Raw genomic sequence first — 14,671 nt, forward strand, 5'->3', positions numbered from 1 at the left:
TAGAAGGAATTGCTGCAAAGCATCAAGAGGTCCTTGCTTGATAAGATGTTCATGTGAGGAGGGCCGCAATGGAGACATTCGATATCACGAAGCTCGCCTCATATCGTGAGAACAACCGGATCGAGGCGAAGTCCGCGAAAGGTGGACTCCCGCGCAGCATATGGGAGACATACTCCGTTTTCGCCAACACCTATGGCGGTGTCATTCTGCTTGGCGTCAAAGAGCGCGAAGATGGTACATTCGGGACAGTCGGGCTCACCGCAGCCGAGGGCGAACATCTTCGTCAGGATTTTTGGAATACGGTAAGCAACCGCTCCAAAGTGAGTGCCGTGCTGCCTATCGAATCGGAAGTCGAAGCGCTTGAAGCGGATGATGGCATAGTGGTGGCCATTCATGTTCCGCGAGCTCCGCGTGAGGAGCGCCCCGTGTATATCAACGACAATCTCTTCGCAGGAACTTATCGCCGACGCGGTGAAGGCGACTATCGTTGCACGAGACAGGAGATTTCGGCAATGCTCCGGGATCAAGGGGCCGAAACGATGGATTCCAAGGTACTGGGCGATCTCACTGTTGCTGATTTCAATGCTGATACGGTGCGGGCGTATCGTATCCGTTTTCGCGCGGTCCGTCCGGGTCGCTCTTGGACGGGCCTCGATGACGAGCGTTTTCTGCGCGCTGTTGGTGCGGCAGCGGTGAGCCGTGAAGACGGTAGGCTCCATCCCACGTTTGGTGGCCTGCTGATGTTCGGCAATGACTATGACATTGTGCGTGAATGTCCGCATTATTTTCTTTGAGCAGATATCCGATCACAATAAGCATTCATCCGGCCGGAGTGAGCGGATAAATGATAATAATGAGCAGATAAATGAGCAGATAACCGAAAGGCAGCGAGCCGTACTTGAATTTACGAGAGTGACCCCTGACGCAACATATGATGTTATGGCTCGTGCCGTAGGGGTGTCTTCGGCAACTGTGCGCAGGGACGTCGAATCATTAGTCAGGTATGGTCTGCTCAAGCGAGTCGGATCTCGTAAAACCGGCCGTTGGGAAGTTTTGCGGAGCCCGAGTGGATGAGGCGAACGTCAACGAGTTCGGGCGCTTTGACGTGTTGCGCGCTTCGGTGGACGTGCAACGGGCGAAAACGTTCTTTGAGCAGCGCGATCATATGGTGCTGCCGATGCGCAAAGTGCGTATGCGTGCCACGCGTACACTGAGACGTTTCATCTTGGCGGGAGGCTTCGACATAGATGCCGAAGAGCACGATGAGGATTGAGAGAATTGAGAGATATGGGTCGGTATGTAGCCTCACGCTGATAGTCTGTCAGACAGTCTGATTAGTTTGCAATCCAAGGTCTCAAGGAGCATTCATGGCTGAGAACAACGAACATCTGGCCCTGTGGGGCGGCCGCTTCACCTCCGGCCCGTCGCCCGAGCTGGCGCGCCTGTCCAAGTCCACGCAGTTCGACTGGCGACTGGCCGACGACGACATCGCCGGCTCTCGCGCCCACGCCCGCGCGCTCGGCCGCGCCGGCCTGCTCACCGCCGACGAGCTGGCCCGCATGGAGGCCGCGCTCGACGAGCTGCAGCGCCGCGTCGACTCCGGCGCCTTCGCGCCGATCGAGGACGACGAGGACGAGGCCACCGCGCTCGAACGCGGTCTGCTCGACATCGCCGGCGACGAGCTCGGCGGCAAGCTGCGCGCCGGCCGCTCGCGCAACGACCAGATCGCCTGCCTGATCCGCATGTGGCTGCGCCGCCACGCGCGCGTCATCGCCAAGCAGCTGCTCGCGCTCGCCCTCGCGCTCATCGAGCAGTCCGAGAAGGCCGGCCGCACCGTGATGCCGGGCCGCACGCATATGCAGCACGCCCAGCCGGTGCTGCTCGCGCACCAGCTCATGGCCCACGTCTGGCCGCTGCTGCGCGACGTGCAGCGCCTGGTCGACTGGGACAAGCGCATCGACGCCAGCCCGTACGGTTCCGGCGCCCTCGCCGGTAACACCCTCGGCCTCGAGCCTGTGGCCGTGGCCCGCGAGCTCGGCTTCACCAACGTCACCGCCAATTCGATCGACGGCACCGCCTCGCGCGATCTGGTCGCCGAATTCGCGTTCGTCGCCGCCATGGCCGGCGTCGACATCTCCCGTCTGAGCGAGGAGATCATCATCTGGAACACGCAGGAGTTCGCCTTCGTGCGCCTCGACGACGCCTACTCGACCGGCTCGTCGATCATGCCGCAGAAGAAGAACCCCGACATCGCCGAGCTGGCGCGCGGCAAGTCCGGCCGCCTGATCGGCGATCTGACCGGCCTGCTCGCCACGCTCAAGGGGCTGCCGACCGCGTACGCCCGCGACCTGCAGGAGGACAAGGAAGCCGTGTTCGACCAGGTCGACACGCTCGAGGTGCTGCTGCCGGCCTTCACCGGCATGGTGGCCACCATGAGCTTCGACCACGACCGTCTTGAGGCCGAAGCGCCGACCGGCTTCGCGCTCGCCACCGACATCGCCGAGTGGCTGGTCAAGAACGGCGTGCCGTTCCGCCATGCGCACGAGCTGTCGGGCGCCTGCGTCAAGATCGCCGAGGAACGCGGCCAGGAGCTGTGGGACTTGACCGACGAGGACTTCGCCGGCGTGTTCAAGGACTTCCTGCCGGCGGACAAGGCCGCCGAGGTGCGCGAGGTGCTCTCCACCGAAGGCTCCGTCTCCGCCCGCAACGGCAAGGGCGGCACCTCGCCGCTGCGCGTGCGCGAGCAGATCGTCGCCGCCAAGAGCGCCGTCGAATCGCTGCGCGCCTTCGCCAACTCGAGCTCCGACGGCCCTGCCTACAAGGCTCCCGAATCGCTGCGCTAGCCGTTAGCCGCCGGTCCGTTGGCTCCCCTCAGGGTGAACTGCACCCTGAGGGGAGCCAACGGACTGATGCCGCTATGCGCCGCGTTTCTTCGATCCGCCCGTGGTCATCCTTGCGGATGACCACGGGCGTTGCATGTCTGCCCTACAATCGGGCACGGATATGTCAAGACACGATGTGTACGGACCGAATGACGAATACAGGGGGAGACCAGTAGTGCTGACGCGCAATCAGATCCGCGGCCTGGTGCAGGAGCACGGGCGGGACATCATCGGGCACAAGCATATGCGCATCGAACGCGGCTGCTACCAGCACGGCTGCGTGACGACCTTCGCCCATTCGATCCGTGTGGCGTGCCTTGCCGTGTGGCTCGCCGACCGGCTCCATCTGTGGAACCGCGTCGACCTGCACTCGCTGATCCGCGCCGCGCTGCTGCACGACTACTTCCTGTATGACTGGCACGACTGGGACGGCGGCGAGCACCGGCTGCACGGGTTCACCCACGGCGGCGCCGCGCTGCGCAACGCGCTGCGTGACTTCCGCCTCAACGCGATCGAACGCGACAGCATCGCCTGCCACATGTTCCCGATGACCCCCAAGCCGCCGAGCTATATCGAAGGCTATCTGGTCACCATGGCGGACAAGATCAGCGCCACCCGTGAGACGCTCAGCCTCTCGCGCTTCCACCGGCCGAAACTCTCGCGCACGCCGGCCTCGGGAACGGGGGACCGGGGCTGATGCTGTTTCTCGAAAAGCTCTTCCTGTGGTTCCTGCTCTACAGCTTCTGCGGCTGGGTATACGAGTCGATCCTGGTGTCCTGCCAGGAGCGCCGCCCGGTCAACCGAGGCTTCCTCAATGGCCCGCTGTGCCCGATCTACGGGGTCGGCGCGGTCAGCGGCGTCGTGGTGCTCGGCAACATCCGCAATCCGCTGCTGCTGTTCATCATCGGCGCGGTTGGCGCCAGCATCCTCGAATACTTCACCTCGTGGGCGATGGAGAAGCTGTTCCACGCCCGGTGGTGGGACTACACGAACTTTCGGTTCAACCTCGACGGGCGCATCTGCCTGTTGGGCGCCATCGTGTTCGGCGTCTTCGCGATCATCATCGTCGACGTCGTGCAGCCGGTGGTCGGCGGATGGACCGATCTGATGCCGCTGCCGGCCATCCACTGGCTCAGCGTCGTGTTCGCGCTCCTGACCGCCATCGATCTGGCGGTCACCGTGGCGGGCATCGTCGACTTCGACAAGAGCCTCGACCAGGTGATGGCGATCATGGCGCACTACGGCGACACGATGAAGGGGGCCGTGAACGGCGCCTCCGCCAAGGTCGGCGAATCGTGGAACAACGGCATGGACATGTCCATGGACTTCATGCTGCATGTCAGGGACTCGGCGAGTTCCATCCTCAACCGGCAGCAGAGGCGCATGATCGCCTCGTTCCCGAAGCTGCGCACCGACCGCAATTACGATACGCTCCGGGAGCTGCGTGAGATGCTGGAAAAGATGTACCGGAACAGGTGACGCGCCTGCCGGGCCTGTCGGCCTGTTCTGAGAAACTGAGAGGCGCACAATGCCCACAATTTGATAGGGAGTAACGACAACATGGCTCACGTCATCGATTTCAAGGAGGCCGGATTCGATTCCGTCCTCGATGAACTGGAATGGCGCGGGTTGATTTCGCAGTCCACGGACCGCGATCAGCTCGCCGAAGCGTTGAACGGAGAGCCGGTCACCTATTATTGCGGGTTCGACCCGACCGCAGCCTCCCTGCATATCGGCAATCTTGTGCAGCTCATCAACATGCGTCACCTGCAGGCGGCCGGGCATCACCCGATCGCCCTCGTCGGCGGCGCCACCGGCCTGATCGGCGATCCGCGCCAGTCGGGCGAGCGTACGCTCAACCCGAAGGACGTCGTGGCCGGCTGGGCCGAACGCCTCAAGAACCAGATCGGCGGCATCCTCGAGACGACCGGCGACAACCCGGTGCGTTTCGTCTCCAACTACGACTGGACCGCGCAGATGTCCGTCATCGACTTCCTGCGCGACGTCGGCAAGAACTTTCGTCTCGGCACCATGCTCGCCAAGGATACGGTGGCCCGCCGCCTCAACTCGGAGGACGGCATCTCGTTCACCGAGTTCAGCTACCAGGTGCTGCAGGGCAACGACTACCTGCACCTGTACGACGAGTACGGCTGCACGCTCGAGATCGGCGGTTCCGACCAGTGGGGCAACCTCACCTCCGGCATGGACCTGATCCGCAAGGTGCGCGGCACGTCGGTGAACGTGTTCACCAGCCCGATCATCACCGACGCCACCGGCAAGAAGTTCGGCAAGTCCGAAGGCAACGCCGTGTGGCTCGACGGCACCATGCTCAGCCCCTACAAGTTCTACCAGTTCTGGTTCAACCGCCCGGACGTGGAGATGGAGAGCCTGCTCAAGGCGTTCACCTTCCTGCCGAAGGCCGAGATCGAACGCCTGGTGGAGGAGTCGAAGACCAATCCGGGCGCCCGCGAGGCGCAGCGCACGCTTGCCTGGGAGGTCACCAGCCTCGTGCACGGCGACGCCGCGACGCAGGCCGCGATCGACGCGTCGGCCGCGCTGTTCGGCCGCGGCGGCGATCTGGCCTCGATCGATGAGCCGACGCTCGAATCCGCGATCGACGGTCTGAAGGTCGAGGACGAGAACGGCGAGAAGGCCTTCCCGGCCGCATCGGCCGGCGACCGCGTGGCCGAGGCCGGCGTGAAGGCCGGGCTGTTCAAGTCGATCTCGGAGGCGCGCAAGACCATCAAGTCCGGCGGCGTGTACCTCAACAACGCCCGCGTGGAGGGCGAGGACCAGACGCTGGCCGACGGCGACTTCCTGCACGGCCGTTTCGCGCTGATCCGCCGAGGCAAGAAGGTGCTCGGCGCGGTCGAACGGCACTGACCCGCACCGGCACCCGCATCGGATCGCAACAATCAACGACTTGTCATATATCAACACATTAAGGACATCAATGGCAGAAGAACAGGGCCGCTCGGGCGGCAAATCCTACGGCAACCGCAAATCGTACGGCTCGGGCAGGCCGGGTGCGCGCGGCGGCAAGGGATTCAAGCCGCGCGGCAACGGCGGACGCGACGGCAAGTCGTTCGGCGGATCGCGCGACGGCTACCGCAAGTCGGGCGGGTTCCATAAGGACGGCTTCCGCAAGGACGGCGATTTCCGCCGCGATCGCGAGGCCGGAGAATCCGGCGGCCAGGACCGCGGCTTCCACCGCGGGCCGCGCCGCGACGGCGATCACGGCGGCTTCCGCCGTGACAACGGCGGGTACCGCGGCAAGGGCGGGTACCGCGGACGCGACGACCGCCGCGACGGTGACAGGCCCCGCTACCAGCACCGCGACGGCGATCAGGGCGAGCGCCGCGATTTCCGCCGGGACGACCGCCGCGACGGCGAGCGCCGCAACTATCGTGACCATGGCGGGGATCGTCGTGACTTCCGCCGTGATGATCGCCGCGATCACGATCGTCGTGACTTCCGCCGTGACGGCGAGCGCCGCAACGATGGCGAGCGCCGCAACGATGGCGAGCGCCGCAACGATGGCGAGCGCCGTGATTTCCATCGTGATGACCGTCGTGACGGTGAGCGCCGCAATTATCGTGACCATGGCGGGGATCGTCGCGATTTCCGCCGTGATGACCGTCGTGACGGCGACCGCCGCGACTTCCACCGTGACGATCGCAGGCGTGGCGACCGCCGTGACGGGGATCGTCGCGATTTCCGCCGCAACGACGGCGATCGTCGTGACTTCCACCGCGACGGCCGCAAGGATTTCCGCCGCGACGGCCGCCGCGATGACCGCCGTGACGGCGAGCGCCGCAACGATGGCGAGCGCCGCGAGTTCACGTACGAGGAGAAGCGCGAATACCGCGAGAGCAAGCGCCGCGACTATCTGGAGAGCGGCCCGCGCCGCAACTCCGACGGCACGATAAGCTTCCCCTCGCAGAATCCGTACACCGACCGCCGCCCCGACGAGCCGAAGATGCCCAAGGGCATGGAGTGGTCGATGCTGTCGACCGACGAGCGCGAACGTCTGCGCGGCCTGTCCAAGGAGCACGCCGAGAACATCGGCCTGCACATTCTGGCCGCCTATGCGCTGGAGGAGAGCGACCCGGCGAACGCGCTCGAGCATGCCAAGTGGGTGGCCCGCCAGGCCTCCCGCATCGATTTCGCGCGCGAGACGCTCGCCTTCGTGGCGTACCGCCAGGGCGACTACAAGCTGGCGCTGCGCGAGTTCCGCACCGCGTACCGCATGAACGGCTTCCTCGACTACCTGCCGTTCATCGCCGATTGCGAGCGCGGCACCGGCAACCCGAAGAAGGCCGTCGAGATGGCCACCTCCGACGAGGCCAAGCAGCTGCGCGGCGAGGCCAAAGTCGAGATGTTCCTGGTCTATGCCGGCGCGCTCGCCGATCTGAAGCTGTGGGACAAGGCCATCGACATCGTGCACACGGTCGGCCGTTCGAAGGGCCTGCCGGGGGAGTACCGCATGCGCGCGGTGCAGGCCGAGCAGTACTTCCTCGAGGAGGCCGGGCGCGCCGACGAGGCCGCCGCGCTCGACGGCCTGCTCGACAAGCTGGAGACGCAGTACGCCGACGATGACGAGAACATCGACGACGTGGTGATCGACCACGATCTCGAGCGCTTCTCCGACGACGAGCTCGACATGCTCGGCATCAGCGAGGACGACGCCCGGTACGCGCCGGACGACTACGACGCCGCCGACAGCGACGACGAGTCCGACGACGAGGACGCCGAGAACGACGCCGACGATGGCGACGAGTCCGACGACGATCCGATCAGGACCGCCGAGGCGATCGTCGCGGCCGACAAGGCCGAGGACGCCGACGACGAGGAGACGCTGCCCGCGCAGGAGACGCAGGATGGCGCCGAGTCCGTCGTCGAGCCGGCGCAGGCGCCCGAGCCGGATGATGCCGATGCCGATGCCGATGCCGATGCCGACGGCGATGCCGAGGACGCCGACGACGAGTCCGCCGAGGACGGCGATCAGGAGCGGTCCGATGATGCGGACGAGTCCGCCGAGCCGCAGCCCGGGGACGCCTCCGACGGCCAGCCCGCCGACGCCGAGTAGGCGATGGCGCCCATGCTGAAATCCACATCGCGGCCCATCGCGGAAGCCTATCGCCTGGCGCTGCTGGATCTCGACGGCGTGGTCTACCGGGGCAAGAACCCGGTGGAGCACGCCGCGGACGCGATCCGCAGCGCCGAAGCGGCGGGCATGTCCATCGAATACACCACCAACAATTCCTCGCGGCTCCAGTGCGTGGTCGCCGACCAGCTGCGGGGCTTCGATCTGGACGTCGAGCCGCATCAGGTGATCACCTCCTCGGTCGTGGCCGCGCGCATGGTCGCACGGCATGTGCCGCAGGGGGCCAAGGTGCTGGTGCTGGGCGCCGGGCATCTGCGTGAGGAGGTCGCCGGGCAGGGTCTGCATGTCGTGGACCATGCCGCCGACGATCCGGCCGCTGTGATCCAGGGCTGGTATCCGGACATGTCGTGGAACGAGATGGCCGAGGTGGCCTATGCGGTCGAACGCGGCGCCTCGTACTTCGTGACCAACCGGGATCTGACGATCCCGCGCGAGTTGGGCATCGCGCCCGGATGCGGTTCCATGATCCAGGCCGTGATCAACGCTACCGGCGTCGAACCGGTCGCTTCTGCCGGCAAGCCCGAATCCGCCATGTACGACGAGGCCCGGCTGCTCGCGGCCGGTCCCGGCGAGCAACCCGTCGACAAGGACCGGTGCCTGGCGATCGGCGATCGCCTCGACACCGACATCGAGGCCGGCAACCGCGGCGGCTATGATTCGCTGGCCGTACTGACCGGCGTGACCAATCCCCGCGAACTGATGCTCGCCCCGGCGCATCTGCGCCCGACCTTCATCGCCGAGGATCTGCGCGGCCTGCTCGAGGCGCAGCCGGCCGTGGACCAGGCCGCGGACGGCGCATGGACGTGCGGCGAAGCCGTCGCCAGCTTCGACGCGGACACGCTCACGGTGAGCGGCGGGCGCCGCCTCGACGCCCTGCGCGCGGCCTGCGCCGCCGCATGGCGCTTCGCCGACAACGGCGGCGACGCCGGCCGTCTGCGCTTGCCGATCATCCAATTCTGATTCATCCGTGTTCCGGCTCTCCTCATGGGAGGGCCGGATTTCGTTCAAGGAGCGTGCATGCCCGATTCCGACGCGTTGTTCCGGCGGTTCCCGCAACTGGCCGATCTCGAGTCGATGGACGATGCCGAACGGCTCGAGGCGTTCCAGCATGCCCTTGACCAGCTGCAGCACGACCTTGACGAAAGCCGCTGACATGCAACGACTGGATGCCGTCATCGTCGAACTCGGGCTGGTCGACACGCGCTCCAAGGCGCAGCGGCTCATCAAGGCCGGCCATGTGCTGGTCGATGGCAGGGTGACGACCAAGCCGGCCGCGAACGTGGCCATGGCCTCGGTCATCACCGTCGACAAAGGCGACGACTACGTATCGCGTGGCGCCTACAAGCTGGTCGGCGCCTTCGACGCGTTCCGCCAGCATGGGCTGCCCGAGCCGGAGGGGATGCGGTGCCTGGACATCGGCGCCTCGACAGGGGGATTCACCGAAGTGCTGCTGCGGCGCGGCGCCGCACAGGTCATCGCCCTCGACGTGGGCCACGGGCAGCTCGATCCGCGCATCGCCGGCGACGGCAGGGTCGTGCGCATGGACGGGGTCAACATCCGCGGCGTCGTTGCCGACGATCTCGCCTTCCGCCCGCAGCTGGTCGTCTCCGACGTGTCGTTCATCTCCCTGACGTATGTGATTCCGGTCATCGCGCGCATCGCCGCGGCCGGGGCCCATATCGTGCTGCTGGTCAAGCCGCAGTTCGAGGTCGGCCGGGAGGGCTTGGGCAAGAACGGCATCGTCGAGGACCCGGCGCTGCGCCGGCGCGCGCTCGACGCCGTCATGCGCTGCGCCGAGCGGCACGGCCTGCATGTCGTCGCCGCCGCGCCCTCGCCCATCGAAGGCACGCACGGCAACAGCGAATACCTGCTCTACGTGCGCGCCTAGCGGTGCTGCATCATTATTAATTCTGGCTCCCCTCTTGGAGGGGAGCTGGCCGCGAAGCGGTCTGAGGGGAGCGTTACCGCGAACGCCTGAGTCAAGCCGATTCGCATGGTCTCCCCTCAGTCGGCTACGCCGACAGCTCCCCTCCAAGAGGGGAGCCAGACATAGTTAACGAAGTAATGACGCGGCACATCAGCGGTGCTCGCGGCAGGTCTGGCCCAAGCGGCGCGACAGCGTGATCGGGTCGAGCAGCGCGTCGAGCCGATCAGCCGGCAGATCGGTGCGTTCGCCGGCGACCTCGCGCACGCTGCGGTTCGTTTCCATGGCCTCCTTCGCGATGTCGGCCGCATGCTCGTAGCCGATTTCGCCGTTGAGCGCCGCGGCGATAGACGGCGAGGAATTCGCGTACCGCAGCCCGGTCGCCGTATGCACCGTGATCCCCTCGACGCAGCGTTCGCGGAACATCGCCATCGCGCGCGTCAGCACGCCGATGCCCTCGAGCAGCGCGTGCGCCATCACCGGGTCGAAGGCGTTGAGCTGCAGCTGTCCCTCGGATGCGGCCCATGTCACCGTCGTGTCCATGCCGAACACCATGAAGCAACACTGGTCCACGCATTCGGGGATCACCGGGTTCACCTTGCCGGGCATGATGCTGCTGCCGGCCTGGCGCGCCGGAACGGTCAGATCGTTGAACCCGGCGTGCGGGCCGGAATTGAGCAGGCGCAGGTCGTCGGCCGCCTTCTTCAGGTGGATCGCCAGATTCTTGACGGTCTGGGAGACGGCGATGTAGGCGCTCATGTCGGTGACCGAGGCGATCGGGTCGGAGGCGGCGCGGATCGGCAGCCCGGTGATGCGGGCCAGATGCTCGGTGGCGGCGTTGCGGAACCGCAGATCCGCGCAGATGCCGGTGCCGATGGCGGTCGCGCCGAGATTGAGCACGGTCAGCTGGGGCACCAGTGCCTCCAGCTCGGCGATATCGGTTTTCAGGAAGCTGGCGAAGGCGTGGAATTCCTGCCCGAAGGTCATCGGCACGGCGTCCTGCAGCTGGGTGCGTCCGATGGTCACGTCGTTGGCGTGCCGGTCGGCGAGATCGTGGAAGGCGCGGGAGAGCTTCCTCGTCTCCTCGGCCATCGGGCCGAGCGCGTCGACCAGCGCGATCTTGCACGCGGCCGGATACGTGTCGTTGGTGGACTGCGAGTGGTTCACATGGTCGTTGGGGTGGATGTAGCCGTAGTCGCCCTTGGCGTGCCCGGCGATCTCCAGCGCGCGGTTGGCGATCACCTCGTTGACGTTCATGTTCAGCGAGGTGCCGGCGCCGCCCTGCAGCACGTCCACCGGGAACTGGTCGGCCAGCGCGCCGCCCTCGATCTCGAGGCACGCCGCCGCGATCGCCCGCGCCCGCTCGTGGTCGAGCAGACCGAGCTCCTCGTTGGCCTCGGCGCAGGCGCGCTTGACCGTGGCGTAGGCGCGGATCATCTGCGGGTGCTGCATGTCGCTGATCCCGCTGACGGTGAAGTTGCCGATCGCGCGCTGGGTGTGGATGCCCCAGTACGCGTTCGCAGGTACGTCCATCGTGCCGATGCAGTCATGCTCGGTCCGCATGGCCTGCGCGTGAGGCGCGGCCGGAACCGTGGTCGTATCGTTCGTCATAATCGTCCATCCTTGTGCATCGCGTCCCCCGGTTCGGTACATCGCCCGGTGCGGCGATCCTTAGCATATCCCGCTCCTTATCATGGCGTGTTTGCGCACGACATGCCATAGTTTTGCTCAACGCGATACTGTGAATCCGGACACATCGGGATGAGATGGCGGGTACTGCGACACGCGCTACCTACCAACTGGTAATTATCTTGGTGTTCCTATAATCTTGTACGAACGTACATCGCTGTGGCGGTGTGAGCGGACATGCAACAACGCCGAAAGGAGACGCCATGGTCAACCTGCTGCTCGCCGTGATCTATATCGCCTTCATCAGCCTCGGCCTGCCGGACGCCCTGCTCGGCGCGGCGTGGCCGACGATGAGCCAGGATCTGGGGGCGCCCGTCTCGTGGGCCGGCGGCATCTCGATGACGATCAGCGCCGGCACCATCGTCTCGGCGCTGCTGAGCGACCGCATGACGCTGCGGTTCGGCGCGGGCCGCGTCACCGCCGTGTCGGTCGGCATGACCGCCGCCGCGCTGTTCGGCTTCTCCCTCGCCCCGAACTACTGGACGCTGCTGCTCATGGCGGTTCCCTACGGTCTGGGAGCCGGAGGCGTCGACGCGGCGCTCAACAACTATGTGGCCATCCACTACGAGAGCCGGCATATGAGCTGGCTGCACTGCATGTGGGGCGTCGGCACGCTGATCGGCCCGTACGTCATGGGCTATGCGCTCTCCGGCGGCCAGGGGTGGCCGTGGGGATACCGGTACATCGGCATCCTGCAGGTCGCGCTGACCGTCATCCTGGTGTTCAGCCTGCCGCTGTGGAAGTCGCGTGCGCGATCAGGGGCCTCCGGGGCCGCCGCGGCGGACGGGGCCGGGCCGTCGGATTCCGGCGCCGGGGAGAGCGCCGAGCAGCGCAAGCCGCTCGGGTTGAGGGGCGTGCTCGCCATCAGCGGCGCCAAGGAGATCCTGGTGATGTTCCTGTGCTACTGCGCGATCGAACAGACGGCCATGCTGTGGGGCAGCAGCTATATGGTGATCGGCCAGGGCATCGACAAGGTGACCGCGGCCCGCTGGGCGAGCCTGTTCTGCATCGGCATCACGGTCGGGCGGGCGCTGAGCGGGTTCCTGACCATGCGATTCAGCGATCCGGTCATGATCCGCAGGGGGCAGGCCCTGCTGCTCGTCGGCATCGCCGTCATGCTGGTGCCGCTGCCGCACCATGCCGGCGTACTGGGCGGTCTGGTGATCATCGGGCTCGGCTGCGCGCCGATCTATCCGTGCGTCATCCATTCGACCCCCTCGTATTTCGGCGAGGACAAGTCGCAGGCGATCGTCGGCGTGCAGATGGCGTGCGCCTACATCGGATCGATGCTCATGCCGCCGCTGTTCGGCCTGATCGCGCAGTATGTCTCCATCCGGCTGTTCCCGTTCTACATGCTGTTCTTCCTGGCGCTCATGGTCGCCATGCACGAGTCCCTGCGCCGCAAGCGGGCGTAAGGGGCGTACGCCGGGCCCGCCGCCGCGGTGGCGTGAGCGTCGGGCTCGGCGATTCAACGCTCCGGTGCGACCTGTGCGTCTCGGTGTGGTTTTCGTGATCCGGCGTGGCTGTCATGGCAGCGGGTCCATCGGCGCGCCGAAACCGTGCATGGCGTTGAACCCGGCGATGGCCGGGGCGGCGCAGTAGCCGAGCGCCACGTACCATACGACGAACAGCGCGAAGCACACGGCGGCCAGCGGCAGCCGATCCGTCGCCATGCGGATCAGGCACAGCGCCAGCACCACGGCCAGCAGACCGATGAAGGTCATCGACGCGAACCGCAGCCAGGTCAGGCCGTACGCGCCGATGTACAGGGCGAGCCGTCTCGCCGCCGAGGCGAGCATCACGCCGGTCGCGGCGATCAGCCCCGCAAGCGAGACCGTGACCGCCCGCGTGCGCGCGGCGTGCGACAGCACCGCGCCGAAAACGGCGATGTTGATGGAGGCGACTGCAAGCAGCTGGAAGAAGCCGCCGCGCGCGTACTCGGCGTAGGTCAGGCCGTCGGGCAGACCGGCGCCGGCGAACAGGAACGTGAACTGCACCGAGCAGAACCCGGCGTACACCGCCAGCACCATGCCCAGCACGATCGCGGTGACGGTCGGGTCGAGCGCGATCCGCGGATGCGCCGCATACGCCGAGGCCGCGTCGCCGTCGGTGTCGTCAAGTCCGGCGAGCAGCGAGAACAGCAACGGGAACGGGATGAGCACCAGCGCGCCGTGCGCCAGCAGCTCGGTGGCGTCGATGTCGCCGATGAGATGCAGCAGGCCGTACCGGAACACCATGTCGGCGCTCGCCAGCAGCGGGACAAGCACCGCCAGTACGGGAACAGAAATGGCCAGCGCGATGCCGATCTTGCGCGCCAGCGGGCGCTGCCCGCCGCTGGCGGCGCTATGGGCCAGCGCCGCGACGGCGCGGCCGAACCCGCCCAAACCGGTCAGCGGCTGGATGATCCAACCGGACAGCCATCGCAACGCGATGCCCCAGGGCCGGCGCACGTTGAACAGGCCGTTCGCCAGTTGCGCGTGCAGCATGAGCAGCGAGGGCGCGGCGACGAAGACGGTCAGCAGCGCGTATGCGGCATCGGAGCCGGAAGGGCCGCCGTGCAGGGCCAGCCATGCGGCCAGTGCCATGATCGCCGCGTCGACGAACCAGATCGCCGGCCGCGATCCTGCCGTGCGCCAGTGCAGTGCGGTGACGATGGCCGCGCATGATATCCAGAACGCGCCGAGCGTCAGATTCCAGTGCGCCAGATACGGGTCCGCGGCGACGAGACGGTCGAACAGCAGCGATATGGCCAATGCGGCGGCGAGCAGGCGGAGGGTTCTCGGGCGGAGCGGTGCGGCGGCGTCTGCCGCCGCATCCGTCCGTGACGCCGGCTCCGGTGGGGGTTGGATCGTGGTTTGCGGCGCGGCGGCAGTGGGGGAATGCGCGGCGGCAGTGATGGCGGTGGCGGTGCCTTCGCCGGCGGCGGCAGCGACTTTGTCTGCGACGCCGTTGGTCGGGTCGGTGTGCGGTGTGCGGTGCTTGTGCTGGTCGTGCATGGTTCCTCCTGAT

At 66.5% G+C, this 14,671-nt stretch carries 12 protein-coding genes and 1 pseudogene; 11 read left to right on the plus strand and 2 right to left on the minus strand.

Annotated features, from left to right (window positions below):
- Nucleotides 1-68 precede the first annotated feature (68 nt).
- The 10 genes and pseudogenes from BBSC_RS13275 to BBSC_RS05405 all read left to right on the plus strand — a co-directional run bounded on the left by BBSC_RS13275 (nt 69) and on the right by BBSC_RS05405 (nt 9,937).
- Nucleotides 69-1,074 (plus strand): annotated as a pseudogene (locus BBSC_RS13275) (RNA-binding domain-containing protein).
- Nucleotides 1,067-1,273 carry a hypothetical protein gene (locus BBSC_RS05370; protein ID WP_033518658.1) on the plus strand — a complete coding sequence of 69 codons (207 nt, stop codon included), beginning with the start codon at nt 1,067-1,069 and terminating at the stop codon, nt 1,271-1,273. Before BBSC_RS13275 ends, BBSC_RS05370 begins: the two are co-directional and overlap by 8 nt.
- A 94-nt stretch (nt 1,274-1,367) precedes the next feature.
- A complete protein-coding gene (gene argH / locus BBSC_RS05375) occupies nt 1,368-2,843 on the plus strand; it encodes an argininosuccinate lyase (RefSeq protein ID WP_033518657.1) in 1,476 nt (491 codons plus the stop codon).
- A 214-nt stretch (nt 2,844-3,057) separates the two neighbouring features.
- Nucleotides 3,058-3,579, plus strand: coding sequence for an HD domain-containing protein (locus tag BBSC_RS05380; RefSeq protein ID WP_033518656.1), 522 nt, complete (start codon nt 3,058-3,060; stop codon nt 3,577-3,579).
- Nucleotides 3,579-4,361 (plus strand): putative ABC transporter permease, encoded by a 783-nt coding sequence (locus BBSC_RS05385; RefSeq protein WP_033518654.1) that lies wholly within the window; start codon nt 3,579-3,581, stop codon nt 4,359-4,361. The genes BBSC_RS05380 and BBSC_RS05385 overlap by 1 nt, the downstream gene beginning before the upstream one ends.
- 81 nt (nt 4,362-4,442) lie before the next feature.
- Entirely contained in the window at nt 4,443-5,765 is a 1,323-nt protein-coding gene (gene tyrS / locus BBSC_RS05390) for a tyrosine--tRNA ligase (protein WP_033518652.1), read from the plus strand.
- A 70-nt stretch (nt 5,766-5,835) separates the two neighbouring features.
- On the plus strand, nt 5,836-7,971 hold the full coding sequence (locus BBSC_RS05395; RefSeq protein WP_046726203.1) for a tetratricopeptide repeat protein: 2,136 nt from the start codon (nt 5,836-5,838) through the stop codon (nt 7,969-7,971).
- 3 nt (nt 7,972-7,974) lie between these two features.
- Nucleotides 7,975-9,009, plus strand: a complete 1,035-nt coding sequence (locus BBSC_RS05400) for an HAD-IIA family hydrolase (protein ID WP_144414427.1) — start codon at nt 7,975-7,977, stop codon at nt 9,007-9,009.
- 57 nt (nt 9,010-9,066) lie between these two features.
- Nucleotides 9,067-9,201: a hypothetical protein gene (locus BBSC_RS14365; RefSeq protein WP_269429203.1), complete on the plus strand. Its 135-nt coding sequence runs from the start codon at nt 9,067-9,069 to the stop codon at nt 9,199-9,201.
- A gap of 1 nt (nt 9,202) precedes the next feature.
- Nucleotides 9,203-9,937, plus strand: a complete 735-nt coding sequence (locus BBSC_RS05405) for a TlyA family RNA methyltransferase (protein WP_033518649.1) — start codon at nt 9,203-9,205, stop codon at nt 9,935-9,937.
- A gap of 189 nt (nt 9,938-10,126) precedes the next feature.
- On the opposite strand, the gene BBSC_RS05410 is transcribed toward BBSC_RS05405, so the two are convergent.
- A complete protein-coding gene (locus BBSC_RS05410) occupies nt 10,127-11,584 on the minus strand; it encodes an aspartate ammonia-lyase (protein ID WP_144414428.1) in 1,458 nt (485 codons plus the stop codon).
- Nucleotides 11,585-11,865: 281 nt separating this feature from the next.
- On the opposite strand from BBSC_RS05410, the gene BBSC_RS05415 reads away from it, so the two are divergent.
- Nucleotides 11,866-13,077 (plus strand): MFS transporter, encoded by a 1,212-nt coding sequence (locus BBSC_RS05415; protein WP_033518648.1) that lies wholly within the window; start codon nt 11,866-11,868, stop codon nt 13,075-13,077.
- A gap of 111 nt (nt 13,078-13,188) precedes the next feature.
- On the opposite strand, the gene BBSC_RS05420 is transcribed toward BBSC_RS05415, so the two are convergent.
- Nucleotides 13,189-14,658, minus strand: a complete 1,470-nt coding sequence (locus BBSC_RS05420; RefSeq protein WP_033518646.1) for a DUF4153 domain-containing protein — start codon at nt 14,656-14,658, stop codon at nt 13,189-13,191.
- Nucleotides 14,659-14,671: the final 13 nt, after the last annotated feature.

Source organism: Bifidobacterium scardovii JCM 12489 = DSM 13734 (genome assembly GCF_001042635.1).
Lineage (GTDB): Bacteria > Actinomycetota > Actinomycetes > Actinomycetales > Bifidobacteriaceae > Bifidobacterium > Bifidobacterium scardovii.